This is a genomic window from Sphingomonas fuzhouensis (assembly GCF_034659795.1).
Classification (GTDB): domain Bacteria; phylum Pseudomonadota; class Alphaproteobacteria; order Sphingomonadales; family Sphingomonadaceae; genus Sphingomonas; species Sphingomonas fuzhouensis.
In genome coordinates, this window is record NZ_JAXSQY010000003.1 from 221,524 (window position 1) to 237,953 (window position 16,430).

Sequence of the window (16,430 nt, forward strand, 5' to 3'; positions counted from 1 at the left end):
TGATTCAGGTCAAGCCTTGGCCCATTCCTCGCCCACCCGGCGCAGCACGTCGAGCGGCACACGGCCGTGGCGCAGGACGGCGGTGTGGAACGCCTTCAGGTCGAAGCGGTCGCCCTTCTGTTTCTTCGCCAGGTCGCGAATGTCGACAAAGACCGAATGGCCGAGCTTGTAGCTCGCCGCCTGGCCGGGATTGACGCAGTAGCGCTCGACCTCGCGGGTGGCGAAGCCCTCCGCCTCGCCCTCGGCCTCGACGAAATGGCGGATCGCCTGTTCGCGGGTCCAGCGCAGGTGGTGCAGTCCGGTGTCGACGACGCAGCGATTGGCGCGGAACAGCAGGAATTTGAGATATCCCAACTGCCCCAGCGGATCGTCGTCATACATGCCGATCTCGTCCGCCAGCTGCTCGGCATAGAGCGCCCAGCCCTCGCCATAGCCCGAGAAACCGTTGATCTTGCGGATCAGCGGCAGGCGCGTGTTGGACAGCGCGAGGCCGCCCTCCATCTGATGCCCCGGCAGCCCTTCGTGATAGACGGTCGTCGCCAGGCAGAATTTGGGCCAGTCGGCGCTGTCCTTCAGGTTGAAATAGACGAGACCCGGCCGTGATCCATCGATCGCAGGCCCCTGCGCAAAGGCCGCCGCTGCGCCCGCCTCGGTCTGGGGCGGCACGCGGCGCACCTCGAAGCCGTAAGGCGGTATCCGCTCGAACACCTGCGGCAGGCGGGTACGGATCGCGTCGAGCCGGGCGTTGCAATAGGCGATGGCGGCGCGCTTGCCTTCGTCGGTATTGGGATAGAGCTGGTCCGGGTTCTTGTAGAGCGCCGCCATGCGCTCACCCACCGTGCCTTTGGTGTAGCCCTGCTTCTTCAACAGCGTGTCGAGCCGCGCGGACAGCATCGCCGCCTGGTCGCGGCCGAAACGGTGGACCTCGTCGGGCGAGAAGCTGGTCGTCGTATTGGCCTTCAGCGCGACCGGGTAATAGGCCGCGCCCTCGCGCAGTTTCCAGACGCCCGCGTCGTGCGTCGCCTTGGCCCGCAGCGCCCTGGCATAGGCGATCTGGCGGTCGAGTGCTGGCAACACCTCCGCATCATAGATCTGGGCGGCCTGCGCCGCATAGCGGTCGCCCAGGCCCTTTTCGGCCGTTCGGCGCGCGAGCGACTGGACGACCAGCGCTTGGTCGGCGGGCTGGCGCGTCTTGGCCATCTGTTCGAGCGCGAGGTCGAGGATGAAGTCGGGCGGCACCACCCCCTGCCCGGCATCATGGCGCATCCGGTCGGTCTGCGCATCGATCTGGCGGGCAAAGGCGCGCAGCCGCATCAGATAGGCATCGGCGTCACCTGCGCTGGCGATCTTGTGCTTGGTGTCGAGGAAATCGGGGACCGACTGATAGGCGCCCGACAGTTGCGATACCACATAGGGGCTGGGGCCATAGGAATAGCCGCCAAAGTCGAACGCCTGCACCGCCTGCGCCGAATGCCGAGTGTAGAGGATCGATTCGAGGTCGATCCGCTCTTCGGGTAACAGGCTGGCGGGATCGATCGCCGCCAACCGGGTCAGGTCGGCCCTGGTCGCGGCCTTGGCCGCCGCCAGGCCTGCGGGTGACTGGTCGGACAGCTGGCTGCGCAGATCGGCATTGGCGCCGGTATCGAGCCCCAGGCTGGTCGCGCCCTCGGGGCTGCGGCGGAGCTGTTCCTGGACCAGCGTATCAAACAGCGCGGTCAGCCGGGCAGACGCGCCCCCCTGCGCCACGACGCCTTCGGTTTGCGTCGCCAAGGCGAATGCCGCCGTCCCACCCAGAAAATGCCGCCGGTCGATCATGCCCGTCCCCCTTTATGTCGCATCGGGGCGCAGCGTAGAGCGGTTCCGGCGGGATTAGAACCGCTTACGAGCCGAGCGAGGCGAAGGCCGCCGCAACGAAAAGGGCGGCACGTCGACCCGACGCACCGCCCCTCTTCATCGCAGGAGACGCGACATCACCCCGCGCGCGTTCCCGACAGCGGGAAACTGCCGAACGCGCCCGCGCCGACCGATCCGGTCAGCGTGTCGCCATCGGCGGTCGCTTCGCAGTCCAGCGTCATCGGCATCGGCGAACTGATCGACATCTTCCAGCTGATCGTGTTGCCGGACACGTCACCCTCAATGTCCATCGCGCCCATCTGGCCGCCGCCGGAGCCCGTGAAGCGATCACCCTCGGTCGTGACGGTCAGCGTCATCTCCTGATCGCCCAGCGGCGATTTGACGATGCAGTTCCAGGTTCCGTCGATATCGGCCATCTTCACTCTCCCTTATTGTGCCGCCGGGGCGGGTGCGACGACCGCCGACGGCTCGATTACCTCGACGGGCAGACCCAGCGTGTCGAGCTGCGGCTTGACCGCCTTGGCATCGCCGACCACCACCCAGACGAAGCGCTTGGGGTTCAACGCCGCCTCGATCGACTTGTTCAGCTCGGGCAGCGTCATCGCCTGATAACGCTGGGTGATCGTCGCATAGTAATTGTCCGGGCGATGGAACAGGTCGTTGGTCTGCATCGCCGACAGCACCGCGCCCGAGGTTTCGAAACTGCCCGACAGCGACCGGATCGCGCCGGTGATCGCGCGGTCGAATTCGACCTGATCCATCGGCTTGGTGGTCAGGAATTCGGTGACGTCGCTGCGCAGCGCGTCGATCGACGGGCCGGTCTTGTCCGCCTGCACCGGCGCCGACATGACATAGGGCGCGGCGAATTCGGACGTCTGGAACCCGCCCCGCACGCCGTAGGACCAGTGCTTGTTTTCGCGGATATCGGTGTTGATCCGGCTGAGGAAGCTGCCGCCCAGCGCGTCATTGGCGGTGTTGACCAGCAGCATGTCGTCGACGCCCTTCAGCGGCGTCGGCGCGCCCGCCAGGATCATCGACTGCGGGCTGTCGGGCCGGTTGACCAGCACGATCTTGGGCGCCGAGGGCTGACCCGCGGTGAAGCTCTTCACGCCGCCCGCACCGCTGCCGCGCCAGTCGCCGAACACGCGGTCGAGCGCGGCCTTCACCTCGGCCAGCGGACGGTCCGAGGTGACGAAGATCTTCGCCTTGTCGGGACGCAGCCAGGCCTGCTGGAACGCGATCAGCTGGTCGCGGGTCATCGCCGCCACCGCAGCCGGATCACCCGCCCCCTGCGCCTTGGCATAGGGACTGGTCGGGCCATAGACGAGCGGCGGCAGGACACGGGCGGCCAGCCCCTGCGGGCTGGTCAGTTCCTGCTTGATCCCGGCCAGCGTCTGCGCCTTCACCCGCGCCAGTTCGGGGTCGGGGAAGGCCGGGTTGCGGACGATATCGGCATAGAGATCAAGCGCCGGGACCAGGTTGATGCTGGGCACGTCCAGGCCGACGACGGTACGGTCGTTCGAGGCACTCGACCCGATCGTCGCGCCCAACCGCTCCTGCTCCTCGGCGATCGCGATGGTGTTGCGGTGGGTGGTGCCCTCATCCAGCATCGCCTGCACCATGCGCTGCGTGCCCAGCTTGCCGGGCACGTCGGCGGCGATACCGGCATCGAACGAGGTCGCGATCTGCGTCACCGGCACGGCGGTTCGCTGCGCGTAGATCAGCTCGATCCCGTTGGCCAGGCGGCTGCGCTCGACGGCCGGGAAGCTCAGCGGCTTGACCTGTCCGACATCGGGCAGGGCCCCGCGCGTGCCCTTGGGCGCCTGGTCGGGGGCGGCAGGCACATTGGCGCGCGGCGGCACCTTGGCCTCTTCATAGGCGTCGCGCGCGCCCGGCACGACGGTCAGCGTATAGGCCGGGCGCGACAGCCACTTGTCCGCCGCCGCCTTGACGGTCGCGGGCGTCTGCGCCGCGATCGCCTCCAGCTGCTTCTTATATTTGCCCGGATCGTTCGAGTAAAGCGCCCCCTCGGCCAGCGCGACCGCCTTGCCGCCGAAGCCGCCAACCGATTCCAGACCCTGAACGCGACCCGACACATAGCGCGTCACGGCACGCCGCACCTCGTCGGCGGTCGGGCCGTTCTTCAGGAAGTCGGCGAGGATTTCGCCCATCCGCTTGTTGACCAGCGCCGGGTCGACGCCGGGGCGGACGATGGCGGTCATGTTGAACATGCCGACCTGCGCGAAGGGACGATCGCCCGCCGACACCTGCACCGCCAGCTTTTCCTGCTTCACCAGGATATTGTCGAGCCGCGAGGAGGCAAGCCCGCCCAGGATCGAACCCGCCACGACCAGCGAGGCGCTTTCGGGATCGTTCAAGCCCGGCACCGCCCAGTTGCGGCTGATCATGACGGCGGCGACGCGGTCCTTCATCTCTTCGTTGACCGGCGCGGGCAGGGTCGGGATGGTGACGGTCGGCAGGACGCTCTTGGGGCCCGGCTTGATCGCGCCGAAATACTTTTCCACGAGCGGCTTGGCGGTGGCGACATCGATATCGCCCGCCAGCACCAGCACGGCGTTGTTCGGCCCATAATGGCTGCGGAACCAGTCCTTCACCGTCTCCAGCGAGGCCTGGTCGAGGTCCGCCATCGAACCGATGGTGCTATGTGCATAGGGGTGCCCGGCGGGGAATAGCCCCTCCAGCACCTTATATTGGGTCAGGCCGTAAGGCTGGTTGTCGCCCTGACGCTTTTCGTTCTGGACGACGCCGCGCTGTTCATCCAGCACGCCTTGCGTCACCGCGCCGAGCAGATAGCCCATGCGGTCCGATTCCAGGAACAGCGCCCGGTCGAGCGCGGCGGTCGGCACCGTCTCGAAATAATTGGTCCGGTCAAAATAGGTGGTGCCGTTATAGTCGGTCGCCCCCACCGACTTGAGCGGCGCGAAGAAGTCGCCCGGCGCATTTTCCGAGCCGTTGAACATCAGATGCTCGAACAGATGCGCAAAGCCCGTCTTGCCCTTGGGCTCATGCTTCGACCCGACATCATACCACACGCTGACCGCGACGACCGGCGCCTTGCGATCGGTATGGACGACGACGCGCAGGCCGTTCTTCAGGGTGAAGGTCTGATAGGGGATGTCGACCGCCTTCACGAGCGCCGAGACGGGCGCGGGTTGCGCGGCGGCCTTCGTCGCGGTGGTCGCCTGGGCCAGCACGGCCTGGGCGGGCAGGACGAACGCAAGGGCGGCGGCGCCGGTCAGCGCCACGGACTTGATACGCATAGGTTTTGAGTCTCCCCACTCAGTGTATGGCCGGAGCATAGCGGGCGGGCGGCGATCCGCAATCCCGGCAAAACGAACGGATTTTACACGGATCGTGGCTGCACCCTTTCGTTATCGAAACGGCCTTCCCATGTTGCGGGCGTCAAATTGCACCCACCCCTTGTGTTGCCAAATTGCAACACCATCTGACCTGGAAAGCGACAGGAAGACCAGATGAACCTCGAAAAATTCACCGACCGCGCCAAAGGCTTTCTCCAAGCTGCGCAAACCGTGGCGATCCGCAACAGCCATCAGCGCATCGCCCCCGAACATCTCTTGAAGGCCTTGATCGAGGACGATCAGGGCATGGCGTCCGGCCTGATCCAGGCGGCGGGCGGCGACCCCAAGCGCGTCGAACGCGAGACCGATGCGGCGCTGGCCAAGATTCCCGCCGTCTCGGGCTCTGGCGCACAGACCTCGCCCGGCCTCGACAATGATCTGGTCCGCGTGCTCGACCAGGCCGAACAGGTCGCACAAAAGGCGGGCGACAGCTTCGTCACCGTCGAGCGGCTGCTGCTCGCCCTCACCCTCGCTTCGACCACGGCCGCTGGCAAGGCGCTGGCGGCGGGGGGCGTGAACCCGCAGGCCCTGAACGGCGCGATCGAACAGCTGCGCCAGGGCCGCACCGCCGACACGGCGGGCGCCGAGGACCGCTATGACGCGCTCAAGAAATTCGCCCGCGACCTGACCCAGGCGGCGCGCGACGGCAAGCTCGACCCCGTGATCGGCCGCGACGAGGAAATCCGTCGCACCATCCAGATCCTCGCGCGTCGGACCAAGAACAACCCCGCGCTGATCGGCGAACCCGGCGTCGGCAAGACCGCGATCGCCGAAGGGCTGGCGCTGCGTATCGCGAACGGCGACGTGCCGGATACGCTCAAGGACCGCAAGCTGATGGCGCTCGACATGGGCGCGTTGATCGCGGGTGCCAAATATCGCGGCGAGTTCGAGGAGCGGCTGAAAGGCGTACTCGACGAGGTGAAGGCCGCCGAAGGCGACATCATCCTGTTCATCGACGAGATGCACACGCTGATCGGTGCCGGCAAGGGCGACGGGGCGATGGACGCCTCCAACCTGCTAAAGCCCGCCCTGGCGCGCGGTGAACTCCACTGCGTCGGCGCGACCACGCTCGACGAATATCGCAAGTACGTCGAAAAGGACCCCGCGCTCCAGCGGCGCTTCCAGCCGGTCTTTGTCGGCGAACCGACGGTCGAGGACACCATCTCGATCCTGCGCGGCCTGAAGGAAAAGTACGAACTCCATCACGGCGTGCGCATCACCGACGGCGCGTTGGTGGCGGCGGCCACGCTGTCGAACCGCTACATCACCGACCGCTTCCTGCCCGACAAGGCGATCGACCTGATGGACGAGGCCGCCAGCCGCATCCGCATGGAGGTGGAGTCCAAGCCCGAGGAGATCGAGACGCTCGACCGCCGCATCCTGCGCCTGAAGATCGAGCGCGAGGGGCTGCGCCGTGAGAGCGACGCCGCCAGTATCGACCGGCTCGAGCATCTGGAGGAAGAACTCGCCAATCTGGAGGAACAGTCGCACGCGCTGACCCAGCGCTGGCAGGCCGAGAAGGACAAGATCGCGGGCGAGGCGCGGCTGAAGGAACAGCTCGACCAGGCGCGGATCGAACTCGACCAGGCGCAGCGCAGCGGTGACCTCGGACGCGCAGGCGAACTGTCCTATGGCCGCATTCCCCAGCTGGAGAAACAACTCGCCGAGGCGCAGTCCGCGACCGAGGGTGCGATGCTGCGCGAGGAAGTGACCGCCGACGATATCGCGGGCGTGGTCAGCCGCTGGACCGGCGTGCCGGTCGACCGGATGATGCAGGGCGAACGCGAAAAGCTGCTCCGCATGGAGGAGGTGATCGGTGCACGCGTGATCGGCCAGGAGGATGCGGTCCGCGCCGTCTCCACCGCCGTCCGCCGGGCGCGGGCCGGGCTGCAGGACCCGAACCGGCCGCTCGGATCGTTCCTGTTCCTGGGGCCGACGGGCGTCGGCAAGACCGAATTGACCAAGGCGCTCGCTGAATTCCTGTTCGACGATCCATCCGCGATGGTGCGTCTCGACATGAGTGAGTTCATGGAGAAGCACAGTGTCGCGCGGCTGATCGGCGCGCCTCCGGGCTATGTCGGCTATGAGGAAGGCGGCGTCCTGACCGAGGCGGTGCGGCGGCGGCCCTATCAGGTCGTGCTGTTCGACGAGGTGGAGAAGGCGCATGGCGACGTATTCAACGTGCTGCTCCAGGTGCTGGACGACGGTCGCCTGACCGATGGTCAGGGCCGGACGGTCGACTTCTCGAACACGCTCATCATCCTGACCTCGAACCTGGGCAGCCAGTATCTGGCGGGTGTCGAGGACGGGCAAAGCGTCGAGAGCGTCGAGCCACAGGTGATGGAGATCGTCCGCGCCCATTTCCGCCCGGAATTCCTCAACCGGCTGGACGAGATCATCCTGTTCCACCGCCTGGGCCAGTGCCATATGGGCCCGATCGTCGACATCCAGGTCGCCCGCGTCGCCAAGCTGCTGGCCGATCGCAAGATCAGCCTGCACCTGACCGATGCCGCCCGCGAGTGGCTGGGCCGGGTAGGCTACGACCCGGTATACGGCGCACGCCCCTTACGCCGCGCGGTCCAACGCCACCTCCAGGACCCGCTCGCCGAGGAAATCCTGCGCGGCAACGTCAAGGACGGCGCGATCGTGACCGTCGACGAAGGCGACGGGAAGCTGACGCTGTCGGTGGCGTAAGGTCCATAAAAAGGGGGCGGCGCCCGAAGGAGCCGCCCCCAAGTGGGGCTCGCCGAAACGAACCCTGGGGTTAGAAGTTGAACTTGGCGCCCGCGCGGAACTGGCGGCCGAAGATGCCGTCGCCGCCCTGCACCGCGTTGTAGAGATACGCGCCGTAGGTGACCGGATCGATCGGAGGCAGGCGGTTGAACACGTTCAGCACGTTCACGTAGAAGGTGAACTTGTCGTTGACCTTGAACGACGCATTCGCATCCGCGGTGATGTAGCTCTTCACGCGGCAGCCGAAATAGGCCGGGGCCTGGCCGCAATCCTTATACGCGTCACCCTGGTCCATGGCCGACAGGTCATAGCCCGAGGTGTAGTTGACCGTGCCCGTGAACGCGAAGTTCCCGAAGTCGAAGGTGTTGACCCAGTTGCCCTTCCACTCGAACGTGCCCGAACCGGCGGTCAGGTTGAAATTGCCCAGCGTGTCGACATAGGTCTGGCGCACGCCGTCGACCGTGGTGCTCAGCTCCAGGATCAGGCTGGCGTTCAGGTTGGTGTTCCACCGGAACGAACCGAAGTCGTAAAAGCCGTTCATGCCGAAATCGATGCCTTCGGACTTGATCGTCTGGGCATTGATCAGCTGCGAGCGGACGAAGGCGATCTTCGGCGTGGCGGTCGGGTTGTTGATGTCGACGGCATCCGGAATGACCTCGAACCCGGCCGGGATCGCCGCGCCCGCATAATAAGCGGCAATGGCGGGCGACAGGTCGGGGGTGGTGATCGCCCCGGTCTTGCGGATGTTGAAGTAATCGACGGTCAGCGACAGGCCGCGCACCGGATCGACCTTGATCCCGGCGGTGAAGCTGCGCGACTTTTCGGGGTCGAGATTCTGCGACGCCAGCGTCGTCTGCCCGATCGAATAGTTGGAGATATAGCCCGCGCAGTTGGTCGGCGTGTTCTGCGAACAGATTTGCCCGGCGCCCGGATTGATGCTGTACTGACGCAGGAAGGCGTCGGGAATGCTGCTCAGCGACTGGGTCACATAGCCGGTGGTCGGCAGGGCGTTGGCCTCACCGAACGAAGGAATGCGGAAGCCGCGCGAATAGGTGCCGCGCAGCGCGACCTGGCGGATCGGCTTGAAGATCGCACCGAACTTGGGCGAGAAAGCGCTCTGGCCGCTCGAATAATGGTCATAGCGACCCGACGCGTTGACCGTCAGCTGATCGACGATCGGCGCGTTGACCTCGTAAAAGGCCGAGGAGACGGTGCGGTTGCCGCTGGTGCCAAAGGCGTTCAGGCGGAAATAGCGCTGGGTCGGGCCGTTCTCGTCCGGATTGGCGCTGGGCGCGTCGATCGCCTCGTAGAAGATCGAGCCGCCCACCGCGACGCGCAGGTCGCCACCCGGCAGGGTCATGATCGCCTTGCCCAGGGTGAACTGCGCCTGGAGCAGGTCCGAGCTGTCGTTGGTGATGTTGGTCGGCGTCAGATAGTTGAGCGTCGCCTGGCTGTTCAGGCCCGGATTGACGAAGTTGTAGCTGCCGTCCTTGATGACATCGAGCAGGTGCTGGATATAGACATAGCCGTTCTGCTCGAGCCGCAGATCGGTGTGCATCGCGGTCGCGTCGAAACGATAATCGACATCGTCGAAGATCGTGCCGTTGATCCCGAAGGCGGCGCGGTAGACGCGGCTGCGGGTTTTGGTCGATTCGAAGCTGTTCGGCAGCGTGCCGACCAGACGCGCGACCTGCCCGGTGGCGGCGAACGGATTGTTCGGGTTCAGCGTGCCGTTGGTCGCATTGCATGCGCCGACGGTCGCGCGCGGGCAGATATAGACGGGCAGCGCCAGGATCGCCGAGTTCGGGTCGATCGCGGGGGTCGGGTTCTGCGACGTCGAATATTGCGGGAACAGGATACCGGCGGGCGCATTGGCGCGGATCACGGTCGGGGTGCCGGTATAGCTGGTCGTCGCCTGCTGGAAATTGACCTGCAGATAGGCTTCCGACGTGTCACCGATCTTCGCGGTGAAGCGCGCCGATCCGCCGACCCGCTCGATATCGGGGGTGATGTTGCCGTACAGCCGCTGGGTGTCGACCTGACAGACGGTGCCGGGCGCGGTCGCGTTGGCGGGCAGCGCAAGTTCGGCGGCGGTCGGATTATACGGCGTGCCGGTCAGACAGCCCGCCGCCGGGTTCAGCAACTGATAGCGGCCGCTCGGCGTGGTGTTGGTCGCGTCGGCGGGGCGGACGTAAAAGTTCGGCGTGTTGATCGCAAAGCCATTGGTATACTGGCCGTTCAGGTCCAGTCCGTTGGCGATGTTGTTGGGGCCGCAGATGGTGGTGCCGGTGCGGTTGGAGCAGATGCCGCGTTCGTCGCTGGAGTTGTACGGCGCTGGCAGCTGGCTCGCCCGCACGCCCTCGGCACGGTAATAGAAGCCGCTGATATAGGCGTTATAGCCCTGCTCATCCAGGTCGCCGGTGCCCGCCGTCAGCGAGACGCGCTGGTTGGCATTGTAGCCGCGCTGCGAAATGCCCGCCTCGGCGCGGCCCATCACGCCCTTCACCGAGCGCTTGGTGATGATGTTGACCACGCCCGCGATCGCGTCCGCGCCATAGCTCGACGACGCGCCGTCGCGCAGCACTTCGACGCGGTCGACGATGTCGTCGGGAATGGTGTTCAGGTCGACGAAGTTGCGCGTGCCGTCATCCGACAGCGGATAATAAGCGGCGCGCAGACCGTCGAAAAGCACCAGCGTCGAGTTGGTCGACAGGCCGCGCAGCGACACCGACGACGCGCCGCTCGCGAACGCGCCATTGGCGGTGAACGAATTGGTCAGCGCCGGACCGTTGTTCGACGCCAGCGCCTGGATACCCGCCTGCACCGTGTTGATGCCGCGAACGTCCAGATTTTCGGCGGTGATGGTCGACACCGGCGACGGGCCGACATCGGCACCGCGGATGATCGAGCCGGTGACGACGATATCGCCGCCCGTACCGGCATCGGCCTGTTCGGCCCCCTGCCCCACCTGGGCATTGGCTTCGGCATTCTGATTGGCCGCAGGTACGCTCTGCGCCAGCGCCGGCGCGCCCAGCAGCATCGACAACGGCGCAACGGTCGCCAGCAAGCCGAGCTTGCGCGGCCCCATCCACGAATTGGTCATGGTCTCTACCCCTTTTTCCCGTCCGACACCCGCATTCGGTGCATCGGCTTCCTGACTCCGCGTTACGGATTTTCCCTTCCGTAACCGAATGTTGCTTGATTGCCGCCAGGAGATCACATTGTAAAGACGGGAAAATTCTTCGGCAGGGCCGGCCGTTGCGCGGCGAACGATCAGTTATCTCTCCTTACCTATACTGCTGGCATCGATTGCAGGGAGAGCATCGTAAGGCTGCTATGATACAGTTTGCGACACTATTTATGTCTTATTGTCGCTAATCCGTCACACTGGTGTGTGGCGCAGGGAACGTCACAATGGAGCGCTGCGGCCATTGTCGCGTGCGCCCCTGATACGGCCGTGATCGCACCGCAGATGGCACACAAAAAAAGGGCGGTGACCGAAGCCACCGCCCTCAATGTTCAGGATTTCCGTCGGGTCAGAGCGTAACGCGCGCCGTGACCGAGAACAGACGACCGAGCGGGTCGTAAGTCGACGGATAGGTATTGCCGCTGTTGTAAGAGGTCGAACCGATCGACGAACCCACGAACGGCGGCTTGCGATCGAACACGTTCCGCACTGCGAACAGCAGGGAGAAACGGTCGGTCGCCTGGAACTGCGCCGCCAGATCGAAATAGTGATAGGCGCCGATCCGCTGATAAGCGGCGACCGGCCCGCCACCCGACGCAATGTCGTCAGCCAGCGCCAGCGGTTCATACTTGGCCGGCGACAGGAAGCGCCACAGCACCGACAGATCGACCTTGTCGATCGACAGCGTGGTGCGCTGGTTGAACGAGAACTCCGGCTGGATCGACGCGCAGTTCACCGAATAATAGCTGGTGCACTCGCGATAGACCGAGGTCGGCGTCGCCTGGAACTTCGAACGGCTGGTCCAGTTGCCGTTGAAAGCCAGCGCCAGCTTGCCGAAGCCCAGATTGTGGCGGTAGTTGGCCGTCAGGTCGATACCGTCGGTCAGGAGCTGGCCGACATTGGCGAGCGGCACCGGCAGGCCCGGTGTCGTCGCGAAGCTGCCGTCGAGACTACCGGTCAACGGATTGCGACGGATACCCGTGCAGGCCGCGCTGGTGGCGCTGGCGGCGGTCAGATTGCCGAAACAGCTATTGATCACGTCACCCACGGTCGGCGAACCGATCGCGTTGGTCACCTTGATGTTGTAATAGTCGACCGTCAGCGCAAAGCCCGACAGGAAGGTCGGCTGGATCACAGCACCGACCGTAAGAGTGGTCGCCTTTTCCACGCCCAGGTTCGGGTTGCCGCCACCCGTCGTGTTGATCTGACCCGACGAGCCGTTGTTGATGTTGCCGATGGTCGACGCCGGAGCACCTTGCGCCAAGCAAACCGCGCGCAGATTGGCATTGTTGACCGGTGCAGAACCAGCGCACGGATCGACCGCCAGATTGTCGAGCCCGGTCACCGCTGGCGAGAAGAGTTCGCCGATATTGGGTGCACGCACTGCACGCGTATACAGGCCGCGCAACTTGAACGACGCCACCGGCTCCCAGCTGCCGCCAGCCTTCCACGTCCAGTTGCCACCCGACCGCGAATAGTCGGAATAGCGGGCACCGGCTTCGAGCGTCAGGCTACGGAAGAAAGGCTTATCCTCGACAAGCGGGGCGACGAGTTCGACGAACCCTTCCTTAACGTCGTACCGACCGCTGGCATCGGGCGTCGCCGCACCGTTGCCCAACACTTCCGACGGAGTCTGAGTGGCGGCATCCGAGGTCGTGCGCGCGGTGTACTTACGGTACTCGCCGCCGAACGCGATGCTGACCGGGGTTTCGGCGAACGGGCTCGACACGCCGAAGTCCCCCGAGATGACGCCGCGCAACGTGCCGAGCGTGGTCATGACGGAGCTGCTGGTGTTCACGCCCAGAATGAAGCCCAACTGATCGGCGGTGATGCTGCCCGCCGGGCCGAACAGGTTGATCGGAACGCAGTTGTTGGCGGTGTTGACGCAGCTCGTCGTGCTGGTCGCCAGTGCCGCCTGCTGAAGGCGCGAGAGCAGGCCGTTGCCCGACTGGCGCTGAACGTTCTCGCTCTCACCGTACGTGCCGAACACGTCATAGTTGAAATTGCCGACCAGAGCACCACGGATACCGGCCCGGATGTTGAACAGCTGCGTCGTGTATTCACTGATGCGCGGCCCGGCCTCGACGAAACGGCGGGATGCCGCGGTCGTGAAGGTACGATAATTCGGATCGCTCGGACTGGTCGCGGCGTAATAGCTGTTGCACTGCGCCTGTGTCGGTGCCTGACGCCCGGCGGTTGCCGGATCGGCATCGACCGAATTGAGACAGAAGGTGTCGCGCACCCCGCCCGAAAGATAGGGATTGCTGATCGGAATGGTCAGCGGATTGCCGAAGGTGCCCGACGGCGCGATGATCGTCGAAACCGTGTTCTTCGAATACATCGCCTGGCTATAGAATTCCAGGTGATCCGACACTTCATACTTCGTCGAACCGAAGATGTTGAAGCGACGGAACGGCGTCTGATAGATATTGTAAGGGTTATAGTTGAACGGCGCGTAGGTCGGGACGAACGTGTTGGTCGCCGTATTGATCTGCTGCGTGCCGACACCGGTGATCGAGAAGCGGCCAGGAACGGTTGTGCCCGAGCCGCCGGGAGTCCCGGAGTAGGAGTCGATTGCCTGCACGCCATAGGAACGCGCGCCCTGATAGACCGGGTCCTGTTCCTGATAGCCAATGCTCAGCACCGCATTGCCGCGACCATCGTCCATATTGGTGCCGACGGTCAGTTCGGCGCGATAGCTGTGGCCATCGCCCTTGCCGGTGATCTGGTCGGTCACCGCAACATCGACGCCGGAGAAATCGCTGCGGGTAATGAAGTTGACGACGCCCGCGATCGCATCGGCGCCATAAGTCGTCGACGAACCGCCGGTCAGCACGTCCATGCGCTCGATCAGCGCCAGCGGAATATTGTTCAGGTCGGTCGCACCGGTCAGGTTGGCCGGAGCAATACGCGCGCCATCGAGCAGGACCAGGTTGCGGTTGTAACCCAGGCCGCGCAGATTGACGAAGGACGCACCGCCATTGCCGTTGTTGACCTGCGAACCGATCGAGGGAACTGCGCCCGGCAGTTCGCGCAGGATCTGTTCGGCGACGTTGACCTGACGGAGCCGGATTTCCTCCTGGCTGACGACGGTGACCGGGCTGGTCGCGACGATATTCGGATTGCGGATCAGCGTGCCGGTAACGACGACGTCACCGCCGGTCGTCGTGGACGAGGTGGACTCGTTGGTCTGGACGCCGGACTCCTGAGCGGCCTGCGGCGCGGCGGCGGGCGCATTGCCAGTCTGATCCGTGGTTTGCGCGAAGGCAGGCGTGGCGCCCAAAATGGCCGTGCCGGCCAGCAAGCTGGTCGCGAGCAATTGCCCGCGGAAAAACTGCTTCATGTCTAACCCCTTTTCAGAGCCCGTGATCTGGGCCTTTCCTGCGCAAGTTGACCTTGCTGCATGACATCAGCGTAATCCGCGGACGACCATATACAATCACGTTCTGGTTAGATTATTACCTTTTTACGATATTGTAGCAAAAGTGCCACAGGCGCAAGCTCACGAGGCATTCATGACAAAAGGGGCACCTTGGCTGCAACAAAACAGGCGCCTTTCTCCCGTCAGGTTCTCATCGGATACGCACTCGGGATGCCTATAAATGAGCCAGACCGCCATACTAAGGGATTGAAACAATGAGAATATGTTGCGCGCTAGCCATAATGTTGATCAATCTCGCGGCGTCGCCAGTCCTGGCCCAGGACGAAACGGCCGTACGCCAGTTCGACGAACTGCAACGTTGCAAAACGACACCCGACGATCATGCGAGACTGGCCTGTTACGATCGGGCGGCGACGACGATTCTGGCCTCGCGCGCGGCGGGCGACTTGATGGTGCTGGATCGCAAAACGGTTATCGCGCGCAAGCAGTCGCGCTTCGGCCTTGCCGTGCCGACGGGCGAGATGTTCGGCGGCGGCAAGGCCGATGATGCAACCGCGGTGCGCCAGTTGGACAGCAGCATCAGGGCGGTCAAAGCCGCCAACGCCCAAGGCCGCTGGAACATGGAATTGGCCAACGGATCGGTGTGGCAGACCATCGACACGCTTGGCTTCCCCCCCGACGCCGGGGACAGGATCGTGCTGAAGGAAGCGCCGCTCGGCGGCTATCGCGCCTCGGTCGCGGGAGGGCGGTCGATCCTGGTCAAACGCATCCGCTGATCGCCGACCCCCCCTACGGCATCGGCCCCGTCACCAGCAGCGGGTCGAGCTTGCGGCCGCGCCATTGCAGGCTCCAGTGGAGGTGCGGGCCGGTCGCGCGGCCTGTCGCGCCGACCGCGCCGATCGGCTGGCCCTGGCGGACATGATCGCCGGGGCGCACGTCGATGCGCGACAAATGGAGGAAGGCGCTGTTCAGGCCCTGGCCGTGGTCGAGCATCAACAGATGGCCCTCCAGTGTGAAGGGCTGCTCGGCCGCCAGGATGACGACGCCTTCGGCGGGCGCGCGGACGATGGTGCCGGTGGACGCGGCGACATCGGTGCCGGAGTGATAGCTGCCCGGCTCACCGCGATAGATGCGTTGCGCGCCGAACAGGCCGGAGATGCGGCCGGTCGCGGGCCAGCGCAGCGTCTGTCGCCAGCCGTCCGCATCCGTCGCTTGCGCGCGGGCGGCGCGGATTTGCGTCAGTTCGGCGGGGCGCAGCCGCTGAAACTCGGGATCAGGCACGGGATATTTGGGCAGCGTGTTCAGCCGCTCGATCCGCCAGGCGCGCGGGGCGATGGCAAGCGGCTGGCGCACCTGTCGCCCGTCGACCAGCATCGCGACCAGTTCCGCTGCGGGTCCGGCATCGCGGTCGAACCCGGCCAGGAACGCGCCATCGGGGGCGAGCGGGATCGCTTCGCCATTCAGCGTCACCGATACCGCACCGGCGGGCGCCTGCCCCCGGATCAACCCGCCCTGGCTGAGTTCCCCGGTCCAGCGGAACGGGGTGAGCGGCACGACCGAGGGTTGGGCAGGCGGCGGGGCAGGCACGGCGGTGGATTGCGGCGCGGGGGTTGCGGCCGGGGCCGGGACCAGCCCGCTGGGCGCGACGCATCCGGCCAGCAACAGCGCAAGCCCTCCGCCGCCCAGCCTCATTGCGGCGCGAGCACCTTGGCCGTCGCCTCCGCATCGGCATAGGCTTCCTGCCGCGCCGCGCTCCAATATTTCAGATCCTCCAGCGGAATCCGCCGCCCGGTCACCGCGCAGACGACATGGTCGCCCGGCGCCAGCACGCGAAAACCATTGGCCATATAATGCAGCCGCGCGGGGCGATCGGTATTCGACATCAACATATTCG

Annotated in this window: 9 protein-coding genes; 2 read left to right on the forward strand and 7 right to left on the reverse strand. The window is 65.2% G+C overall.

Features of this window, described 5'->3' with window-relative positions:
* Positions 1-9: 9 nt before the first annotated feature.
* The 3 genes from U1H82_RS09250 to U1H82_RS09260 all read right to left on the reverse strand — a co-directional run bounded on the left by U1H82_RS09250 (position 10) and on the right by U1H82_RS09260 (position 5,135).
* Positions 10-1,815, reverse strand: coding sequence for a DUF885 domain-containing protein (locus U1H82_RS09250; RefSeq protein WP_322964638.1), 1,806 nt, complete (start codon positions 1,813-1,815; stop codon positions 10-12).
* A 155-nt stretch (positions 1,816-1,970) separates the two neighbouring features.
* Positions 1,971-2,270 (reverse strand): hypothetical protein, encoded by a 300-nt coding sequence (locus U1H82_RS09255; RefSeq protein ID WP_058716715.1) that lies wholly within the window; start codon positions 2,268-2,270, stop codon positions 1,971-1,973.
* Between the two features lie 12 nt (positions 2,271-2,282).
* Positions 2,283-5,135 carry a M16 family metallopeptidase gene (locus U1H82_RS09260; protein WP_322964639.1) on the reverse strand — a complete coding sequence of 951 codons (2,853 nt, stop codon included), beginning with the start codon at positions 5,133-5,135 and terminating at the stop codon, positions 2,283-2,285.
* Positions 5,136-5,348: 213 nt separating this feature from the next.
* Here U1H82_RS09260 and clpB point away from each other — a divergent pair, with 213 nt between their 5' ends.
* The gene (clpB, locus tag U1H82_RS09265; RefSeq protein WP_322964640.1) at positions 5,349-7,928 is read left to right on the forward strand and encodes an ATP-dependent chaperone ClpB; all 2,580 of its coding nucleotides are present in this window, start codon (positions 5,349-5,351) and stop codon (positions 7,926-7,928) included.
* Positions 7,929-7,998: 70 nt separating this feature from the next.
* Here clpB and U1H82_RS09270 read toward each other — a convergent pair whose 3' ends face one another.
* Positions 7,999-11,070, reverse strand: a complete 3,072-nt coding sequence (locus U1H82_RS09270) for a TonB-dependent receptor domain-containing protein (RefSeq protein ID WP_322964641.1) — start codon at positions 11,068-11,070, stop codon at positions 7,999-8,001.
* Positions 11,071-11,503: 433 nt separating this feature from the next.
* Positions 11,504-14,497, reverse strand: a complete 2,994-nt coding sequence (locus tag U1H82_RS09275; protein ID WP_322964642.1) for a TonB-dependent receptor domain-containing protein — start codon at positions 14,495-14,497, stop codon at positions 11,504-11,506.
* 320 nt (positions 14,498-14,817) lie between these two features.
* Between U1H82_RS09275 and U1H82_RS09280 the strand changes: the two genes are divergently transcribed.
* A complete protein-coding gene (locus U1H82_RS09280) occupies positions 14,818-15,312 on the forward strand; it encodes a hypothetical protein (protein WP_322964643.1) in 495 nt (164 codons plus the stop codon).
* 13 nt (positions 15,313-15,325) lie between these two features.
* Here the strand turns inward: U1H82_RS09280 and U1H82_RS09285 are convergent, their stop codons facing one another.
* Both U1H82_RS09285 and U1H82_RS09290 read right to left on the reverse strand, forming a co-directional pair.
* Positions 15,326-16,228, reverse strand: a complete 903-nt coding sequence (locus tag U1H82_RS09285) for a M23 family metallopeptidase (RefSeq protein WP_322964644.1) — start codon at positions 16,226-16,228, stop codon at positions 15,326-15,328.
* On the reverse strand, positions 16,225-16,425 hold the full coding sequence (locus U1H82_RS09290) for a DUF2093 domain-containing protein (RefSeq protein WP_322964645.1): 201 nt from the start codon (positions 16,423-16,425) through the stop codon (positions 16,225-16,227). Before U1H82_RS09290 ends, U1H82_RS09285 begins: the two co-directional genes overlap by 4 nt.
* Positions 16,426-16,430 lie beyond the last annotated feature (5 nt).

What these genes read in the sequence shown, in the direction of transcription:
- U1H82_RS09275 (WP_322964642.1), bottom strand. Translation starts at nt 14,497, where the DNA reads ATGAAGCAGTTTTTCCGCGGGCAATTGCTCGCGACCAGCTTGCTGGCC.
- U1H82_RS09255 (WP_058716715.1), bottom strand. Translation starts at nt 2,270, where the DNA reads ATGGCCGATATCGACGGAACCTGGAACTGCATCGTCAAATCGCCGCTG.
- U1H82_RS09280 (WP_322964643.1), top strand. Translation starts at nt 14,818, where the DNA reads ATGTTGATCAATCTCGCGGCGTCGCCAGTCCTGGCCCAGGACGAAACG.
- clpB (WP_322964640.1), top strand. Translation starts at nt 5,349, where the DNA reads ATGAACCTCGAAAAATTCACCGACCGCGCCAAAGGCTTTCTCCAAGCT.
- U1H82_RS09285 (WP_322964644.1), bottom strand. Translation starts at nt 16,228, where the DNA reads ATGAGGCTGGGCGGCGGAGGGCTTGCGCTGTTGCTGGCCGGATGCGTC.
- U1H82_RS09290 (WP_322964645.1), bottom strand. Translation starts at nt 16,425, where the DNA reads ATGTTGATGTCGAATACCGATCGCCCCGCGCGGCTGCATTATATGGCC.
- U1H82_RS09270 (WP_322964641.1), bottom strand. Translation starts at nt 11,070, where the DNA reads ATGACCAATTCGTGGATGGGGCCGCGCAAGCTCGGCTTGCTGGCGACC.
- U1H82_RS09260 (WP_322964639.1), bottom strand. Translation starts at nt 5,135, where the DNA reads ATGCGTATCAAGTCCGTGGCGCTGACCGGCGCCGCCGCCCTTGCGTTC.
- U1H82_RS09250 (WP_322964638.1), bottom strand. Translation starts at nt 1,815, where the DNA reads ATGATCGACCGGCGGCATTTTCTGGGTGGGACGGCGGCATTCGCCTTG.